We start from the raw sequence: 18,395 nt of genomic DNA, 5'->3' as shown, positions 1-18,395 counted from the left end.
CTATTTAAGTGATGTGCTGAAAAAGCTACCGACACATAAAGTGACCCAGATTGAAGAGTTACTGCCACACTGCTGGAAACCTAAATCGAATTAAAAAATTGGTATGGGATTCAGCGGACGCTTACGAAAGAAGTAATAAGTGGCTTGCATGGGATGCATCAGCCTATAGTCAAACCACTTGGTTGTCATTAACTACGTTTCTAGCTTCCGCTCTTTCTTGGGAATGTACTGAATGGTGAGAATTTCGTAATGTTCTAAATCAAGGTCATTGCCATAAAAGTGACCCGCCCAATCTAAATACTTGGGTATTTGTTTTTCAACTTGGGACATCCGATCGTTTCCGAATAATTAATATAAAAACTTAAATATTATAGAAAGTATTATTTAATTATTCGTTAGCACTTCAAAAACCCAAGTTTTCGGAAAAGACCCAAGTACCGGAATGTTTAAGCCGGTCTTTTAGAGTTATAAAGTTCAATTAATGCGTGTTGTAGAGTTACGCCTTTAATCTGGGCATATTCGCGGACGTATTCCTTGGTTACGCCCTCATCCAGCTTTAATAGTGCCTCATACAGTCGTTTTATGCCATTTAATTCAAATTCATCCTTTTCTTCTACTGGCTTTTCAATAGCAGACTTATAAACGCCAGATTCAACGATAAATTCTTTTAATGGGTTCTCTTTGTTAAGGTCCTCTTCGCTGAGATCACTACCCAAAAACTCTTGGGTCGATACTTTTGGAAGCCTAATGTTTTCTAAAGGAGCGCCTGTCTTTTTAGCTGAATCGGAAGAAGGCTTGCTGTCATGGATTTCTTTCGCTTCGCCTTCAATGAAGTTATCGGTTTTTAAACTTACTTCAAAATAAATGCCCGTGATATTACGTCCTGTCTTGATTTTCTTTTCAGTAATAAACAGGTCAGTAAAACTATTAATCTGATCAATTGCCGGCTTCAATACACGTTTATTGAAGTTGGTCATATCCGTACTTTCGGGATTTTTCTTGTCTCTATACTCATGAGGAAGAAGGCCCATCTTGGCACGGAAGTCCTCAAAGTCATAAACAGGAGTTTTTCGTATATCCGAATTTTTCCAACTAGCGACCAACTCATACAGACGGATGCCATATTTACTGGTCACATCGCGTAAATTGTCGATGGCATATTTGGTAAAGGTTCCTTCTAGCTTGGTTACTAGAGGAATCACATCAGGAGCTAGGGTGATCGTTAATAATGCATCATCCTTAACGTATGAAACTCGTGATACCCAACGTGACCGAACCACCTCAATCTTGCCATTTCGCATTGTGGTGTAAGAAAAACGTCTTTCAAATAAGGTATCTTCGGCTTCCTTCAGTGTTTTATATGCCGCGCTCACTGTTGTATTAAATTTTTGGGCATATAAGGAAGCCGGAATCTCGATAATCGTTTCGGCAGTCAGATCTGCATTCTTGTTTCTGGAAACTAAAATGGCGAGTAGAATTATTCTTTGCTCAGCAGTGTCCAAAGCGTAGCTTGCATTAATCAATGCATTCGCTTTATAAACATCTGAATTCCTAATAAGTTCTGCCATATATTCCGTTTCAGAAAGGTTTTATTGGTTTTCGTAAAAGGTACATGATTAGATAATGTTTGTAAATCTAGTTCATCAGTCAGAATTGAGCGGATTTATATTTAAGGATTTTGACCAAAACATGACAATGTAATGACATTACCGGAGTTTTTGTACCTTTATAGGCATTCCTTCGGAATTTTTGTACCGTTATCGCCTGTTTTGAACGGAAAAAATGTACCGTTATCACTCCCCTATCGGAGTTTTTGTACCGTTATGATGATTTTGGCTATTAGTTTAGCGGAGAAAATGTACCTTTATAGGGGTGTAAACGGAGAAAATGTACCGAAATCCTTTTATGTATTCTTTAAGTTAATGGAAAAATGGCTTTAAAAGGTACTTATTCGGAGTTTTTGTACCTTTATAGGACTTCTAACGGAGAAAATGTACCGTTAAAGGCGATTTAACGGAGTTTTTGTACCTTTTAAACTATTGAAAATACAGGACAGAATTTTTGTACCGTTAAAAAGGAATATTTGTACCGTAATTAAAACTTTTTGTACCGTTAAAACGGAGTATTTGTACCGCTCAAACGGAGTTTTTGTACCTTAATAGGCTTTGAAAGTATTTGATAGCAATCGTTTCAGAGCTTCTAAAAGAAAAAAAGAAAAGATTTTAAATTCAAATAGGTTTTAAGTTATCCACAACGGAATTTTTGTACTGTTATTATTAGAACTCTTGTAATTCAAAGCATAGAGCGTTTTTAAAAAAAAGAGTTCACAGGAAGAAGTAAAATTGGGTTTAGTTTTAAATTCAAATTAAGATTTGTTTTGAAGATAAGAGTACATAAGGATAATGCATGTTGTTAAAAACATTATTCCCCCTACCAGATGCCAAAGAAATGAAATCATTGTTCTATCGGCTCATCATAGGTGCACACTGTAAACAGACAGTGACATGGATATTGTTTTGAATTGTTGAAGCTGTACATCCTGAAAACAGGATGCACAGCATTAATGTACCGAAATGCTTCATGATAAGAATAATTTCTTTTCAGCAGCACGGCGGTTAACTAATCCATTAATACGTTTGCCATTGTCAAAAATCCAACGATCAAACTGATTTGCAGCAGCAATATAGTTCCCTTGGTTAAGGACAGCCAACATTGTACTTTTGACAAATGCAGTTTCACCTACGTTGTAAACAAACGAAGCAAGCGCATCAAATTGATTTTGAGTTACCTTGACCTTCACATACTTATCAAGACAAGCATCAACCCACTTACAATCGTTTTTAAGCCATTCTTCTGCTTGAACACGAGTACAAGTATCACCCATTTTTACAGGTTGGCCGTTTGGATATTTGATTGTGCCGAAGCCAATAGTCGGGACGCTACCAGTATCCAGATATGCCGTATTCCTGAAACCTTCAAATCCACGTATAAGTTCATATCCTTTTTCGGAAATATCCCATTGCCCTGTAACGCCAGATTCAAGTTTGTAACCAATGAGTTTGGCGAAAGTTTCTAATCCCGCCTTCTCGATAATCTCGTCACCAGCAGTTACTTGTTCCTGAGTTAATCTGCCTCCTGACATCGCCCGAAGCCAAGAATAAGTTTGCGCAATCTGAGCCATTTGCACTGATGCAAGTGCGGATACCATGCTACTCATTAATCTTTAAACTCCTTCAGGTCGTTTTTAATATCAGTTGCAACTTCGAAAATGTCGGAATCCTCCTTCTTTTCGATATAGTTGAAAATCCAACGGACAATAGCCCACCCCGGCAAACCACATGTGAAGAAGAAACCGCCAAGCGCGATCATTCCCCATACGTCTGTTGCCCAAGCATGAAGGTTAAATTTGATGATGATGAAAGAGCCGCCAGCCAAGCTTGAAATTACTGTGGTAATCAAGCCAACTCCCCACTCTCTCGGAGATCTCGGCATCCGCATCATGAGCACTACAGCCGCAACTGCCATCACACAGATTGCGACTACGATAGTCATGCCAAATGCCTTCCAAGCAGCGAATCCACCGATAGTAGTTGATACTGGTTCGGTCATGATTTTCTCGCCTTAGATTAGTTGAGAAAATATAACATTTTTACTATATTTTATAAATAAGCACTTACTAATAATTTATGAGTGTGTAAAAATTATCGTTGTTCAATTTTTAGGATGTTTACTATGGCATTAAAGCAGATCCTACCTCGATCAATCTCTTTAATCGTAATCTTGCCGTTCTGATCATCATTCTGCTTTTCGAACAGTTTCCATTCCGTTTTCGTCCATAAGCGGAAGCGGTGAATCGCCTTGCCTGTTGAATTTAGTGGGTCCTCATCGTCGCGAACCACTTCATGAATCAGCATCCAGTTTAATTTGCCGTGATCATCAAACGAATAATCCAGCATTTGAAGCGGAGTGATGATGTAGGCGTAAGCAGATAGCCCAGCTTCCTTTTCTTCCCGTTTGTTTAAGGGTCTTTGATCTTCTGGTACCGCATCCATATCAATAACTACCCCAATACGACCGTAAATTGAGGTTTTCTTACTGATCTGGCGAACGAAATCATTAATCGTTAAGCCGCTCTTGGTGCAGTTTTTCCAAAACTTCACCACGTCGGCAGGAGCATCTACCTTATTGCGGGTGATTTCCTGCTTGAATAAATATTTATTAATTAAATCTACAACTTCGCGGGTATGGTTGAAACGATAAGCGCGTGAGATACGATCCTTGAATTCGGCATCACCCTCTTTGATGTATTTGAAGATATGATGATTAAACCATTCTCTGCCACCGCTATAGGTGTCATCCATAAACATCCAGTGTTTGGACATGGCTTCATATAGTGGATGACGACGTGATACTAAACGTACAAGAGGGTCATTCGCTTCTTCTGAGGAAGCGGTCGAACTTATTGCATGTCGGTCGTATGAGGATAGTTCGGTTGTCATCTTATCGCCTTCAAAATATTAGTAAGCGCTTACTAATAATATAGGTTAAATTGAAACGCCTTTAATTTCAATCTTACGAAGTGGGAATTGGTGCTCGATTGCATATCCAATGGCATCGGCACTGTGTTCTACACCACCTGATTTATCAACATCACGTCCACCTGGTTTGTAGATGGTCTGTTCAAATGAATTGATCAAATGCTTACATTTTTCATCAACCCTTAATGCAACTGTTCCATCCGCAGTTCTCAACATGCGGTTAACTGCATTTACCCTGTCGGCAATTGCAGGGTGCTTTCTTCTGTAAAGAATTTTCTTAAATCCCTTCTCGCGCATGATGTCCAAGTCGGACTCACCACGAGCATGTTGGCGTTGACCGCCAGCAGGATCGGGGAAAATGACAATCTGTTTCATATACCGCCAGTATTTCCGTTCAATCTCTTCACAAATCTCTTCCGTGTTAGAGCCGAACTGGACAATCTCATCAACCACCCAAACTTCGCCATTTGGTTGCGGCTGCATGATGACGGTACTCATTGGGTCGATGTTAAAGTCCATGCCGATCCAGATTGGCAGTTTTGGATCAAAAGGATATTTCCCGACATGTTCCTTACGATCAAACGGGTAATAAACACGTCCAGACATGGTTTCGAAGGAAGCCAAAAATTCCTGCTTGAATGATTTCTCATCCATATCGGCTCTAGCCGCTTCAATTTCCGATTCAGGAATAAATGGAGATGTAATGGTTGGGAACTGCCATGACTGCCATTGGCCAGCTTCGACCTTTTTCGGGTCTTGTCCCTGCATATAGACGGTATATAACTGGTTATATGCTTTAGGTGTGCCGATAAAGATGGCATGACCACCTGTAGAGGCAAGGGTAGGACGCAAACATTGTGTCCATGCCTCTTCGCTAATGTCTTGGAATTCGTCCAATACCAAGAAATCGATACCCACACCACGCAAAGAGTCTGGGTCATCAGCGCCTTTAAGTTCAATCAGGGTGCCATTAACAAGTTCAATAGATAGACTTGAATGGTTAATCTTAACTACCCACTTCCGAGGAATGGCTTCAATCAAATCCTTCCACATGATTTGTTTTGCCATTCGGTAAGTTGGCGCTACGTACCAGATTCTTTGTCTTGGCTTTCTACTTTTACTGATAATCAGAGTACGCGAAAGGCTGGTCTTACCCCATCGGCGACCAGCAACCACTACGCGAAATCGAGCATTTGAAAGATAGACTTCCATTTGCTTTGGATGCAATGAAAGCCGAACCTTATCTGCCATCTAAAACCATCATTCCCCTGAATCATTTGATGGCTCTAACATGTCCTCATCTTCAAAGTCGTAATTACCATTGTTGAAATCACGCTCTTTCAATTGTTGAACCTGATCGGCCGTCAATTCTTCAATTACCAATTCCGGAAGTTGAGTAGCATCTACAGCATCAGGCTTATCCAAACCTAAAACGGCGTACCGTTCTTGGCGGATCTTTGCCAAAACATTCGAAGCGATTTCTAGTGCTTTTAAATTTTGTTGAATCGCCGCATAGGCACCGCCCTTTGCCTTGGCAGTGACAATTTCATTCCAAGTCAGGCGAGCCAGGCCCGTCGCCATCTTGTAATGTTCTTCTTTGGTTTCCTTAATTCTTTGGCTATGTACGGTCCCTTCTGACAAAATATCTTCGGCGACCTGTTTGGAGATACGCTCGGAATGTTCCTTGGCCTTCTCCCCTTTCGTGATTTTCCGCTTCTTCATGTGAAGGGAAACAGAAGTTGCGCTTACCCCGACTTTCTTGGCTAAGTCCTCTAGTGTCACATCACCAGAAGCCCATAACGCCTCTGCTTCTGCCCAAGCACTTGCTGAAGGGTATCTGCGTTTGTTGGCTGTTTCTTCAGTCATGCAATCACCTAAAAAAAAGGCGCGTACCAGCTACTAAATGATATGCGCCCTCTAAAAAGTCAGACACGCACCATTTCAAACATGTCCGATGGCCTCTAGGATAAGCAAAATAAAACCAAAAGTAAATAATAAGCGCTTATTAATAATTTTATTTAAGAGTAATAAGCAAGCGCATACCAAAGCACGCAAGCTAGTGCTGTATTTTCACTTTCAAATGGTCTGGTTACGTAAAATTCAGAGCCAAGAATAAAGACTGCAACAAACTTGTCTTGAAGCTGTTCGGCTTTCTCTAAAGCTTTTTTAGAGCGTCTTTTGGAGGATTCATGGCTGGCTGGAAGGATGAGTGGATGTAAGTTTAATTTGTATAACTCCCTGAAAGTTATATTCTTATCCTCGCAATAGTCCGGACAGTGTGTATAGCCATCTTCCTTCCTGATTGCGAACTCTCCACAGATCGCCGTGTCATGGCCCAATAAAATATCAATTTCAGAATTTCCGACGATGCCTGGCTCAAAATCTTCGCCGATAAGAAAGATTTCCTGTACTTGGGACATTTGGGAGTTCCGCAGTTTTCCGAATATATTAATAATACAATAAAGTAAGCACTTATTAATAATATATTATTCGAAGAGTTGCGGAAAACCCAAATTACCCAAATGTCGGAATTAAACAAGGTCGGGCTGTTTTTTATGTTTAATGGCTTTACTCTCGGTATGGGCTTTATTGATTTCCACTAACTTGCGGTATTCAGTCAGGACGTTTCCAAAAATCTCATCAATGGTATAAGCCTCAAATTCACGCGAAGGCTCGTGTTCATGTAGGCTTTCCGCGAATTCCTGCCATATGTGAACACACTCATGGCAAAGCACGGTTAGTACCTCATTTTCGTCAGCGTCAAACATCCTCGGATAATAGATCGCGGCAATCAACTCGCCCGAATTGTTGGCGGCATAGAAAGTGATGGCTTTAAAATGGGACTGAAAATGCTCTTTAGCAATCTCGTAAAGCGCATGATGGCTTTCATCTTCCATAGCCAAGAATTGTTTTGGGTCTTGGACCAAAACATACCATAAGCGATTGTACGGAGTGCGGAACCAACTTGGCGAGGTTTTCTTAACGCTTTTTACCTTAGAAGATTTTTTCAATTTCCTCATCCTCATTTTCTACAAGTACCTGCCGTAGCGAAGGTACATAGGCGTTTAGTATTTCCTCGCCCAATGGCTTGATGCTGACGACCGTAAATCTACGCCCGTTTCTCACCACGTTTTGCCCGCTCTTCTCAATCAGGCCTCTTTTAATCAGAAAATTTAGGCTGCATGTAATGGCTTGTCGGGTGCAGGTGTAACTCACGGCGTCATGAAGCTGTTCGATTGAGAGCAAAGAACCGTCTGGATTTTTATCGCGAATCTTTGTCAGTAATTCGATCTGTTTTGGGGTTAGACCTAATTGCATTCGAATAAAAGCCCTCTTGATTTAATGAGTTCAACATTTAGGGGGTCGTCTGGTTTCTGACAGTCAAATGCCAAAATTGATACCCGTTTGGGAATCTCGTGCTCAGGATGTTTGGCTTTGTAGATCAAGTCAGGATTGGTATAGACCCCATATAACGGAGACGCAAAAACCAGTTGTTGAATGTTCTTTAGCAGCTTTTCGACAGGCATGCTCTCTACACGGCTAAAACCATTCAGCCGGTTATTGCCGGATTTTTCCAAAGAGCTGTATTGGTAATAGAACTTCCGCATTTCAGCGATGATCTTCTTTTTGATAGGTTCGGGTTTGGAGCTCAGCTCCTCCAGAATCCCCACAACATCTGTCGGATGCTTGGTTTCAAACCATTTCACAAAGAAGTCCACACCGCGTTGATAATTGGTCGCCTGCTTAGGCGGGGTGAACTTGATGCCTGCCCTTTCCGCGAATGGATTGAATTTCGACATCGAGCTTTGGAACTCGGTATGTTTTCTATCCACCATGCGCATCATTAAATTTTGGGCACGATACGCAATCCCGCAACCACGGTAGATGGTGTCCAGTACAAGTCGGCTATTGGTGCAGACATTTTCGTTTAGCCATTCAGCCCGACTTTTATTGATCAGGCGGGTATCCTTGCCGTTGACGTTTGGACGTAGATATTTGAACAAGTCATTACGACCCGAAAGCAACATTTTGGGAACAGCCAGAATCCCGACACCAATGGTCTTGCCATGCAGGGTTACTTTCCAGAACCTTGAACCGATCGGCAGCGTTTCTGCCTTGTAGTGCAATTCGTGCAGAAGGTCCCAGTCACTCTTGTCACCCGGCTCCACAATGATGTCCTTGAGCAATGACAGGTTGTGGTTTTGCTTAGGTGATTTACGAGTAACGAGAATATCTGGTGTATCGAGTAAAACCTTTTCCATACCTTTCTCAATCAAGTAAGGGCGTTAAACGCCCTTTGTTAAATCACTTCCCAAGCTTTCAAGACATCGAGTAGCGGTCGAACACCACTGTATCCCGATAAACGACCTACCTCTTTGCCATCTTCCTTGCAGATCAGGGTAGGCACTTGCGTTACGCCCGCTTCTTCAAACTGCTGTTTGATTTCAGGTTCGATATTGTTTGGATCAATGGTCAGCACATGGTATTCGGTTGCGCGACCTAGCATTTGTTTTTCCAGAATCGGCTTGATGGTCTTGCAAGGTGAGCAGACGGTTGAAGAATATAGGGTTAATGTGCGCTTGGTTTGCGCTGGTTCGCTCTCAGAACGCTCCACAACTTCTGCTTGAACGATTTGCTCTGCAACAGTTTCGGATGCTTCTGACGCGAATTCATGAGCATCTACAGTGTCTTTAGTTACAACTTTTTTTGATCGATTAGTCATACTTGTTTAAATCCTTCAGGTGCTTTGGTGATTACCACTTTTTCGCGGTATCGCTTATCAATGAAGAGGCTTGGGTTGAGGTCTTCAACCATGTCGTCATGCGTTGTGGCAACCAGTACGGTTGTTCCGAGTTTTCGGGCAATTTTCTGAATGTTGTACGCAACAACTTTGGCAACAGTTCGATCAAGAACGGCAAGAAATTCATCTGCAATCCAGACGTCCGCCTTGCTCTCAATCAGTTTTGCCAGTTTGAAGCGATAACGTTGGCCGTCCGAGAGGGCATCAAACTTGTTTAGCCAGATATAGGCATCAGTGATGCCGGCAATGGTGAGTACATCCAGAGCGTCTTTTAGTGTTTCGCCAATCTGGTCGACGATTGGACGGTCATCATGCTCAATGGCATTCAGGTCAGCGACTTTTAAGCCGCTTTGTTCCATTTGTTCCGCCAGCTTCCGTAGCAGGGTCGATTTACCGCCACCAGACTGACCAGTGATGTAAACGATGTCTCCCTGCTCGATTTCAATTGGCGTGTTATCGAAAACCACAAATTCCTTCGCATCTAAGCCCAACCCGAACGACTCGGCAATTTCCAGTACACGTTCGGTACGCTCAACTGACGTTTTGTATCGGACATCGATGTTATAAACAGCCATTAAGCGCTCTCCACCAATTTGCTGATATACGTTACGAAAGCGTCCTTCCCTTCTAGTCCAGTTGCATCTTCTGCAATGGCCATAAAGTAGTGAATGGAACGTGATTCTTTGCCCGATACTTCGCTGAACCCTAAAACCTTGTCGATTCGGATAGGTTTTTCGTTCGATTCCGATACTGCATTTGCCGTATGGCGCTGTTGCTCGGCTACCGCGCTGTCCAGATCATCAACAATCACATCGACGTTCATTTCGGAGAGGTCGGCTTGCATGAACTCCAGCTCCTTGCTGTCGAAGATGTCCTCAAGGAACTCGATGTTGATGGATTGCAGCTCCAGCTTGAGCAGGTCGGCATCAATGTCACCAATGGCAACTCGGTTATCGGCCAAGCGTGCAGCTTTCACCTGTTCTTCATTCAAGTCATCGCGGACCAGAACAGGTACTTCGATTAAACCTAACTTGATGGCTGCAAGACGGCGACCATGCCCCTTGATGATTACGCCATTTTTATCTACCACAATGGGTTGATCCCAACCGAAGCGGGCAATCGACTCGGCAATCTTGGCGACTTGTTCTTCACTGTGGATTTTGGCGTTGAGTTCGTAAGGCTTTACATCGTCAACAATCCACATTTGGATTTTTAGTTCGCTCATTCGGCCACCCGCGTATCGGTTTGCTCAATCAACTGCTTGTTGATCTGGTAGAACTTTTCGCGTTGCCGATCCCTGACGGTAGTTAATTCCCAAGGGAGCGCTACCCATCCGAAGCCACCTTCAGGTTCGATATAGAGACGATCTTCTACGTTGGCTTCTGCAATCTGCAATTCTGTTAGGTCGCATGTTGAAACGATGCGGTATCCATTGCAGAACTTCTTCAAAAACTTCAAGGCGCCGTCATCTACTTCGGGAACCGCCCCTTCATGTTCCTGTTCAGGCGTGTTGAAAGTGATAACTTCCTGAAACTCGCTCTCGAAATAGTCTGGCTTGAGGATGACCACCGTTCCATCTAGGTTTTTAGCGATGTAATCACCTGCCTCGGCTGTACCAATGCCGGGAATGACAAGGGAAAAGTCTTCATCGGTATTTCCCCCTACTCTGGCTACTGTTTTCATTTGGGTTGAGCAGTGAACCCCAAGCCAGAGTTCAATTTCGGAGCCGTTGTTTCCATTAAACTGGATTGCTTCAAGGTCTACAGGGTATTGGCCACCCCGTCGGTACATTCGAACCTGCCCTTTTTGAGATAAATCGGTCATTAGCCATCCCATCCTTCATATGGTTTCATTACTTGCTTCCCAAGAGATAAACCAAGGCATCCCCTGCATTCGTCAAGCTGTCGGATTCGGTAAAGCCCTGTGCCTTAATGGTCTTCTCGATGAGTTTGGTAATTGCGTCTACGTCCTCGATCGGAACCTTGAAACGCATGATTTGGTGAGTTTGAACTTTGGTTGTCTTGGGTAATTCAACTTCCTCTGATGGCGAATCGAGATCGCTTAGAGCGTCCAGCGCTATATTAGTGCTAGAGAAGATGTCGATTTCTTCACTTGACCAAGGCATTACATCGATCAATTCATCGATACCGCCAAGATCATGAAGAATTTCGTTGAGCTTAACGATGTCATCTTCGCCATAACGACCGTTGTCGATTAGACCGATCTCTTTTGCTCTGGCTTCGTCAATGCGCCCAAGGTTCATTACCGGCACAGTGAGTAGACCAAGACGTTTAGCAATCATTGCTCGGTGCTGACCGCCAATGATCTGTAAGCGGCCATCAAGAAGGGTACGAACGATAATTGGCTTAAACATACCGTGACGTTTAATACCTTCTTCGATTTTTCGCTCGTTTTCAGGTGATACGACGTTTGAATTCCAAGGATTAGGCCAAAGCTCTCCTGGGTCGATTTCTAAATATTCAACTGACATAGGAAACTACTTTGAAATATTAGTAAGTGCTTACTTATAATTTAAGCCAAATATTAAGCAAATGCAAAAGGTATTGAAATGGGAAAAGTTGTAACAATCGCTTATGACGCCGTAAATGCCATCCTACACAAGCCTCCTGTTGAGGCGAAACTTGAAGTACAGTCGGCGCTTAGTTATTTGGTGGATGGCGCCGAAGAAACTCTAGCGTTTAGACAGCACCGTTGGGATGGCAGATCGTCATTTTTTGACTTTGCCAAGTGCTCTTTTCCAGCAGGATTTGTAGTCCATGTTACGGATCGACTCAAGAAGGCAGGTTTTGAAGTAAAACTCGCACGAAAACCCCTCCCCGCTCCACTTGGACCTGCCCGACCAGTGGTAGATAGTTACGGATATGACCCTCGTTACGATTACCAGCCGGAAGTTATGGATCGTCTTGTACGTCATGGCCAGATTATCGCTCAAGTCGCTACTGGTGGCGGTAAATCACGCATTGCCATGTTGTGTCAGGCCCGAATTAACCGCCCTACCTTGTTTTTAACAACCCGTTCGATTCTGATGTATCAGATGAAAGATGCATTCGAAGCAAATGGCGTTGCATGTTCGGTCATTGGTGATGGCAGTTTTGGACAGGTGAATGAAAAAGGTCAGCTCTCCATCAAGAAAATGACGGTCGGAATGGTTCAAACCCTCGCCGCCAAGCTGGAAGAGACGACTTTAGAGAAGGAATTTCAGATCCTTTATGACAACGTAGTCAAAAAACACGAAAAAGAGATTTCGGACACTAAAAAACAGCTAATTAAGGTCGGTAAAGTCGAGTCCGAAATCAAAAAAGTGCTTCATAACCTTGCACTGCAACATGAAAAGGAGCTTCAGGACAAGGCACCTGCGATGCAAGCCAAGGCAGAAGCAAAATTCAAGGAAAAATCACTCGTTAGACAGCAAACCATCAAGCTTTTGGAGCTTTTTGAGTTCGTAATTCTCGAAGAAGCACATGAGGCAGGTGGAAATTCGTATTACGAGATCATGCGCCACTGTAAAAACGCCTATTACCGCTTGGCATTGACCGGAACGCCGTTCATGCGTGAAAGCCAAGAGTCAAATATGCGTTTGATGGCTTGTTCCGGACCGATTGCCATCAAGGTTACGGAAAAAATGCTGATTGATCGCGGAATCCTTGCTAAGCCTTACTTCAAAATCGTCGAATTGAAGAAAAAGCCAGCCAAATTACACTCTATTACCCCTTGGCAAGCTGCCTATCGCTTGGGAATCGTGCAAAACGAAGAGCGGAACAATGCCATCTGTATGGAAATTCTCAAAGCCCGTGAATATGGCATGACGGCGATGGTTCTCGTCCAGCATACCTCGCATGGCGACACCCTATTGAAGCTGTTTGACGATATAGGTATCAGAGCGAGATATATTCGCGGTGAAGATGATCAGGGAGAACGTAAATCTGCGCTCACCGAACTTGCCAATAAGGATATTGATGTACTGATTGGAACAACAATTCTTGATGTGGGTGTGGATGTCCCTGCTGTCGGGTTGATTATTCTTGCCGGTGGTGGGAAAGCGGAAGTTGCCTTACGCCAGCGTATTGGGCGCGGGTTACGTGCTAAGAAATTCGGTCCAAACGTTGCGTTTATTGTTGATTTCACAGACCAGCACAATTCAACGCTCAAATCTCACGCTAGACAGCGTTTACAGATCATCAGAGAAACACCCGGCTTTGGCGAGAATATCGTTGCGAATTTCGAGTTTGAAAAGCTCGGTTTCAAAAAAGCTGCATAGTGTTCTGGGCTTGTTCAATGTTTTGGGCAAGCCCGTTTTATTTTGTGGTATTTCAGCGTGATCAATGCAATAATAACTATAATATGCAAGTTTTAATTTTCATCAAATTTTAATTGGAGCAAATAATGGCAGCTACTAACTCTTCCAAATTTTATAAAGAAAAAGGTTTAGTTCGAACATCCATCACTTTGCGTCCAGAGACAATCCAGACCTTAGAAAATATGGCAAAACAGCATAAACTCACTCAAGGCGAGATTGTTGACGCTTTTGCACGTTTGCTTGAAAGTGGCAATCTGTCTGATCAGCTTTTCGGTGTGCATATTGAAGCCATTCGCGAAGAAAAGATTGCTGAAAAAGAGCGTAGGAAGGAATTGAAGAAAAAAGCGCTAGAGTTAATTAAATCTGGCCAAGTGCAGTAAGAAATGCCTCAAGTGATATATGGGGCATTAATTTATTCGGAATATCATAGGTAATTAAAAAGCTTAGCTCAATAAATTGTAGCCCAAATATTTTTTCAGCTTGTTCAATACGCGACAAAATATCTTTACTTGATCGGGAGTTAAATTAAGTTTGCCCAAAAGTAATCTAAAATTTCTACTATCGAGCTGGTTTGAAGCCCAAAGCAATGTAGCGGCTTTATTTTCGCCGAATTCGTAAAGACGATCTATTTTTTCGTTAATATAAGAATTATCTAAACCCTGTTCTTCCAGAATTTCGATAATGTGGTAAGCAACATAATTTAAATCATCCTTTGAAGCCATCTTTTCCCTCTTTACTTGGTCAAATAGCTTAAAGCTAATAAGAACTAACGAAATCGTTGAACTTAATAATTTCCTTATAAACGTTTCTCTTGCAACTGGCCATCGGGTCATAAGGCTTGGTCATATTCGGATTATTGCATGACATGTTGGCCACGATCGCATAGGTTCCCTTCCCATAAGGCTCCTTAGAAACCTTTACGATGATCTCGCCAGTGAACTCGCGCGGAGCGTATGTTTCGATTAATACGTTATTTGAACTTCTGATCTTGTAATCAGCGTATTTACTCACCCACAAATGAGCAGCTTCCATTTTCTTGTCACATTCTTCTTTGCTTGAGCACGTTGGTCGGGTCTTTGCAATCGCAGCCAGATATTCGTCCTTATTCATCTTTTTCATGATTGCCAGCTTTTGCCCAACATAAACAGTTGGTGGATCAGGGAGATCATTGTCTTCTGCCAGCTTTGCCCACGTGGTCCCGTTACGCTTGGCTATATCATTTAATGATTCGCTCGGTTTCACGGTGTACTCGGCGAACAGGCCCTCCCCTTCTGCCATTGCATTTGAACAAACTAAAATCAAAGTAGCCAAAAAAAATCTTTTCATATTGATCCTTAAATATTATTAGAAAGTCGTCCTGAAAAGAATAATGGACATGGCGTACTGGGACAAGGATAAGTGTATGGATTTAAGCGGCGCAAGGGTAAAGTATTTGTTATATAGGCCTGGTGGTGAAAGGGTGTTTGGAAAATGGTCGCGATTGACACAGGCTATGCACCCGACACATTCGCATTTTTTCTAGGACTTCGATATTAATATATAAAGAAATATAGTAATCACTTACTATATTTCTTTATCTTTGCATGTTCACTTATTACGCTTGTTATCTTGTCTCATAATTAACACAGCGATTAATAGTTTATGTTCGTTGCTAATCATGTTCTTACTCTCTATTAGAGTGATATTAGTAAGTGCTTACTAATATCACTGATTACTAAATTATGCGCTTGCTTGTTTTTCGCTTAACTCTTTCTTAATGTCATGCTGTACGCGCTCTAATTCTTGTTGTGTATTCTCTTTCATTTGCAAGAATGACAATACTGCTTCAATAAACTGAGAATTTTCATTGAACGTTATTTCACTGTCTTTTACAGACTTCACAACGTTACAGATATTAAGCGCTCTCAGTGTCATACGTGAGCTAGACGCTTGTGATGATGCTGTACTGTGCGCAGATAAATAATACTGTCTTACTTTCTTTTCATGCGACTGTGCGCGTATTTCAGTAGTGCAGCATAAACGACATTCATTAACCGTAAGTGAACCGTACTGTAATAAGTTTAGCAAGATTGACATTGTGTAACCGTCTAGCTTGCGTCTGTCGTTTTCAGCGATAGCTGTAATCGCTTGAAAGATTTTTCTAATGACTTTCACTTGTACAAAGTCAATGTGTGATTTATCAGTGTGAGCGATGATTGTTGCTAGATCTGATAAATCAAACTTAGCTTTTTGAAGCGTGTCTATTTTTGTAAGCATAGAGCGTGAGCATGCTTCTCTTAAGTCACTGAATAACGTGCTTGATATTTTTTGTTCTGTCTCAAGCTTGTTATTCATACGGTTTATGATCGCGTTTGCTATATCAAGCTGTACTGCTACTGCTTTGCTCGTTACTTTCTGCTGTCTTGCATACGCTTTTATCGTCTCTTGATCTATAACTATTGCATTACGTGCTTCATGAGCTGAAAAATTAACGTCTGCAAAGATGTTTAGAGTTTCTGTGTTTTTAACTTGTGCATTCATGATTTTTGACCTTTTGTTAGTAAGCTTTATTGCTTGATTAAATATTAGTGCAAATAAAAATTTGATGCAAGTTTTTATTTGATTGTTTGTTTTTTAGTGGAATAAAAATTCAATCGAAATTTTCATTAATAAAAAACTTGCACTAATAAATAAACTCCGCTATTCGCGTGCGTGCGCGTTTCATCTATATGCTTTATACAGACATTCTCTAGGCATGCATTGGGTTGTTTGCTGGCGGTTTTTCTTGAGGTTCAGGCGCGCACCCGGTAGTGATTAGAGTCCTAGGTCTGCCTTGGTTGTTAAAGATAAGAAGGTGGCATTCCAAGGAGCTGCTAGGCGCTCTTTGGTTATATAGATGCGTGGCGCTTGGTTATAAAAATAGGATGTCGGCCAAAGTTTTGATTTTTTTTGGTGGGCTGTTTTGGAATATTAGGATGAGCCTATGCCCATCCTACCGCTTCATTAAGATTTGAGTCATAGGCATGACCAGTCTCAATATCTATAAACATGAGATTGGTACGCTCGAAATCTTCCCGCTCATCTTCATAGGCGGTTTTCTCATCATAATTTACCGCAGCATCATAAATATCACCGACCGCTACACCAATGGCATCAATGATGCTTTGATCTATGGATGAAAGGTCGGCATCCGTTTCAATCCCATATTCGCTGCCGATATCATCACTGAGTTTATAGCGGGTAAATTTCGGTTCTACCTGTTTGCCCTGCAATAATGAAAGAATCACGACAAAACCGTTGTCTAGCCCAATCTTTTGCGCTTGGTTCGCTGATATAAAGCCCCATTGAGCTAATTTACCTTTACTTGCAAGGCGACGAATTTTAAGCATTTTCCGCTTAACCAGCATAATTACTCCTTGTTTATTTAGTTGAAGAAAATATTAGCAAGAAGAAATAGGTGTAACAAAATTTAGTTAATGTAAGTTTACATTTCACTAATTCATGTATTTAGGAGGGGAAATTTAATTTTCAATATGCGCGCCCGCGAATTTTTATACCCAGCATAAAAAAAGCCCGACCTAGAGGATAGTCGGGCAAAGGAGGTTTTCAGACGCAGAGTTGTTGTAAGTTATGTTAATTCGATAGATTTGGAATTCTAAGGAAATGTTTTTAATTTTTCAAATTCCATATTCTATATTTTGGTATGCCCTTTTCTTACAGCGGAAACCACTAACGTTAAGGAACGCCCCCCCAAACCCCCCCATAGAATTTTGCCTCATAAATCTTGGAGAGAGTTTGGGGAGACGTAACCTAACCTAGCCAATTTCCACCACAAGAAAAGGAACTTTTCTTTACAGTGCAAACCACTGACACGGTATAAGCCACGACCCCCATCAAGCAAATCGCGTCGGGGAGAAAATCTCAACCCGAAACCCATTTGTCAGAAGTATAGTAAGCGCTCACTAGATTGTAAACCCCCTAGGCATGCCTGATTTATCCGTTTTATGCCTTGGTATGCCGTGGTACAGCGTCAAAAAGCCAACTTTACGCTGGCAATGGAATAACTTTAAATTTTCGAACACCAATACCGCTAATTTCAATCATTAGCGCGTAATTCAGGATGAATAAATAACATGATTACTTATCCTCTTTCCAAAGACTGTTGTGATTCACATGTCTGCCCAAATCAATCAGCTTTTGCATATCCTCTATAGATAGACCGTGATAACGTGCAAATGCATCAACTCTTAAAAAGTCGTTGTAATACTGAATATAGAGGTCGTTAAGGCGTGTAGTGATTGCATTAACCATCTCGCTCATTAGCTCGTTTTGTTTTATAGGCATGACTGTAAAACTCTATGTGTACTTAGATGCATAACAGTGTATAGAGATAGAGCAGGAAACAAAGCTAGAAAACTAAAAATCCATTTATATAGCTGTGTAGATAGATTTCTATATTTCTACATAAGTGCCTAGGCATGCATATTGGAATATGGCGATGTGTGGCGATTGGTGCATTGCCTCAACCCTAGATAGAGAGGTGCAGGTATAATAGTGGTATGGGTGAAGCTGGAAGTGGAGCTGTTCGGCTTACCTATGTGCGCCGTGGTGTGCTTGGTTATAAAAATAAGAAGGGACTGTTCTAAATTTTGTGTAAGTACTTAATTTTCATTTATCCTTCAGAGGATAATTACAAAAGGTACTTCACATGGATGAAGCAACAATCAAAAGTATGGCTGCCGAATTGGCTAAAGGTCTA

22 protein-coding genes are annotated in these 18,395 nt (G+C 41.8%); 2 read left to right on the top strand and 20 right to left on the bottom strand.

Annotated elements, in window-relative coordinates; translation table 11 throughout:
• Positions 1 to 446: 446 nt before the first annotated feature.
• From repM to MSG95_RS17980, 15 genes are all read right to left on the bottom strand, one after another.
• Positions 447 to 1,568: a replication initiation protein RepM gene (repM, locus tag MSG95_RS18050; protein ID WP_000818856.1), complete on the bottom strand. Its 1,122-nt coding sequence runs from the start codon at positions 1,566 to 1,568 to the stop codon at positions 447 to 449.
• 1,010 nt (positions 1,569 to 2,578) lie between these two features.
• Positions 2,579 to 3,217: a lysozyme gene (locus MSG95_RS18045; protein ID WP_004832954.1), complete on the bottom strand. Its 639-nt coding sequence runs from the start codon at positions 3,215 to 3,217 to the stop codon at positions 2,579 to 2,581.
• Positions 3,217 to 3,609: a hypothetical protein gene (locus MSG95_RS18040; RefSeq protein ID WP_000138815.1), complete on the bottom strand. Its 393-nt coding sequence runs from the start codon at positions 3,607 to 3,609 to the stop codon at positions 3,217 to 3,219. Before MSG95_RS18040 ends, MSG95_RS18045 begins: the two co-directional genes overlap by 1 nt.
• A gap of 92 nt (positions 3,610 to 3,701) precedes the next feature.
• A complete protein-coding gene (locus MSG95_RS18035; protein ID WP_002125706.1) occupies positions 3,702 to 4,499 on the bottom strand; it encodes a hypothetical protein in 798 nt (265 codons plus the stop codon).
• A 45-nt stretch (positions 4,500 to 4,544) separates the two neighbouring features.
• Positions 4,545 to 5,789 (bottom strand): phage terminase large subunit, encoded by a 1,245-nt coding sequence (locus MSG95_RS18030; protein ID WP_002125703.1) that lies wholly within the window; start codon positions 5,787 to 5,789, stop codon positions 4,545 to 4,547.
• A gap of 9 nt (positions 5,790 to 5,798) precedes the next feature.
• Positions 5,799 to 6,404 carry a hypothetical protein gene (locus MSG95_RS18025; RefSeq protein ID WP_000134192.1) on the bottom strand — a complete coding sequence of 202 codons (606 nt, stop codon included), beginning with the start codon at positions 6,402 to 6,404 and terminating at the stop codon, positions 5,799 to 5,801.
• Positions 6,405 to 6,556: 152 nt separating this feature from the next.
• Positions 6,557 to 6,958: a hypothetical protein gene (locus tag MSG95_RS18020; protein ID WP_000084570.1), complete on the bottom strand. Its 402-nt coding sequence runs from the start codon at positions 6,956 to 6,958 to the stop codon at positions 6,557 to 6,559.
• Between the two features lie 111 nt (positions 6,959 to 7,069).
• Positions 7,070 to 7,558, bottom strand: coding sequence for a hypothetical protein (locus tag MSG95_RS18015; RefSeq protein ID WP_001228682.1), 489 nt, complete (start codon positions 7,556 to 7,558; stop codon positions 7,070 to 7,072).
• Positions 7,533 to 7,856, bottom strand: a complete 324-nt coding sequence (locus tag MSG95_RS18010; protein WP_001175928.1) for a hypothetical protein — start codon at positions 7,854 to 7,856, stop codon at positions 7,533 to 7,535. The genes MSG95_RS18015 and MSG95_RS18010 overlap by 26 nt, the downstream gene beginning before the upstream one ends.
• A complete protein-coding gene (locus tag MSG95_RS18005) occupies positions 7,847 to 8,800 on the bottom strand; it encodes a hypothetical protein (protein WP_002125699.1) in 954 nt (317 codons plus the stop codon). The genes MSG95_RS18010 and MSG95_RS18005 overlap by 10 nt, the downstream gene beginning before the upstream one ends.
• A 38-nt stretch (positions 8,801 to 8,838) precedes the next feature.
• On the bottom strand, positions 8,839 to 9,261 hold the full coding sequence (locus tag MSG95_RS18000; protein ID WP_000184979.1) for a thioredoxin family protein: 423 nt from the start codon (positions 9,259 to 9,261) through the stop codon (positions 8,839 to 8,841).
• Positions 9,258 to 9,914, bottom strand: coding sequence for an ATP-binding cassette domain-containing protein (locus MSG95_RS17995; RefSeq protein ID WP_000312034.1), 657 nt, complete (start codon positions 9,912 to 9,914; stop codon positions 9,258 to 9,260). Before MSG95_RS17995 ends, MSG95_RS18000 begins: the two co-directional genes overlap by 4 nt.
• Positions 9,914 to 10,564, bottom strand: a complete 651-nt coding sequence (locus MSG95_RS17990; protein WP_001292430.1) for a ParB/Srx family N-terminal domain-containing protein — start codon at positions 10,562 to 10,564, stop codon at positions 9,914 to 9,916. Before MSG95_RS17990 ends, MSG95_RS17995 begins: the two co-directional genes overlap by 1 nt.
• The gene (locus tag MSG95_RS17985) at positions 10,561 to 11,163 is read right to left on the bottom strand and encodes a hypothetical protein (RefSeq protein ID WP_324624924.1); all 603 of its coding nucleotides are present in this window, start codon (positions 11,161 to 11,163) and stop codon (positions 10,561 to 10,563) included. The genes MSG95_RS17990 and MSG95_RS17985 overlap by 4 nt, the downstream gene beginning before the upstream one ends.
• A 28-nt stretch (positions 11,164 to 11,191) precedes the next feature.
• Positions 11,192 to 11,830, bottom strand: coding sequence for a ParB/RepB/Spo0J family partition protein (locus MSG95_RS17980; RefSeq protein ID WP_000110211.1), 639 nt, complete (start codon positions 11,828 to 11,830; stop codon positions 11,192 to 11,194).
• Between the two features lie 78 nt (positions 11,831 to 11,908).
• On the opposite strand from MSG95_RS17980, the gene MSG95_RS17975 reads away from it, so the two are divergent.
• A complete protein-coding gene (locus MSG95_RS17975) occupies positions 11,909 to 13,618 on the top strand; it encodes a DEAD/DEAH box helicase (RefSeq protein WP_000521251.1) in 1,710 nt (569 codons plus the stop codon).
• A gap of 125 nt (positions 13,619 to 13,743) precedes the next feature.
• Positions 13,744 to 14,037, top strand: a complete 294-nt coding sequence (locus MSG95_RS17970; protein WP_000741665.1) for a hypothetical protein — start codon at positions 13,744 to 13,746, stop codon at positions 14,035 to 14,037.
• A 63-nt stretch (positions 14,038 to 14,100) separates the two neighbouring features.
• Here the strand turns inward: MSG95_RS17970 and MSG95_RS17965 are convergent, their stop codons facing one another.
• The 5 genes from MSG95_RS17965 to MSG95_RS17945 all read right to left on the bottom strand — a co-directional run bounded on the left by MSG95_RS17965 (position 14,101) and on the right by MSG95_RS17945 (position 17,956).
• Positions 14,101 to 14,379, bottom strand: coding sequence for a hypothetical protein (locus MSG95_RS17965; RefSeq protein ID WP_000146944.1), 279 nt, complete (start codon positions 14,377 to 14,379; stop codon positions 14,101 to 14,103).
• 34 nt (positions 14,380 to 14,413) lie between these two features.
• Entirely contained in the window at positions 14,414 to 14,983 is a 570-nt protein-coding gene (locus tag MSG95_RS17960) for a LysM peptidoglycan-binding domain-containing protein (RefSeq protein ID WP_000819254.1), read from the bottom strand.
• A 393-nt stretch (positions 14,984 to 15,376) separates the two neighbouring features.
• Positions 15,377 to 16,177 (bottom strand): hypothetical protein, encoded by an 801-nt coding sequence (locus tag MSG95_RS17955; RefSeq protein ID WP_002125709.1) that lies wholly within the window; start codon positions 16,175 to 16,177, stop codon positions 15,377 to 15,379.
• 440 nt (positions 16,178 to 16,617) lie between these two features.
• Positions 16,618 to 17,043: a hypothetical protein gene (locus MSG95_RS17950; protein ID WP_000960557.1), complete on the bottom strand. Its 426-nt coding sequence runs from the start codon at positions 17,041 to 17,043 to the stop codon at positions 16,618 to 16,620.
• 730 nt (positions 17,044 to 17,773) lie between these two features.
• Positions 17,774 to 17,956: a hypothetical protein gene (locus MSG95_RS17945; protein ID WP_227555462.1), complete on the bottom strand. Its 183-nt coding sequence runs from the start codon at positions 17,954 to 17,956 to the stop codon at positions 17,774 to 17,776.
• Positions 17,957 to 18,395 lie beyond the last annotated feature (439 nt).

This window comes from Acinetobacter sp. IK23 (assembly GCF_035615275.1).
In the GTDB taxonomy this organism is placed as follows: domain Bacteria; phylum Pseudomonadota; class Gammaproteobacteria; order Pseudomonadales; family Moraxellaceae; genus Acinetobacter; species Acinetobacter seifertii.
This window is presented reverse-complemented; position numbering and strand designations above follow the sequence as displayed.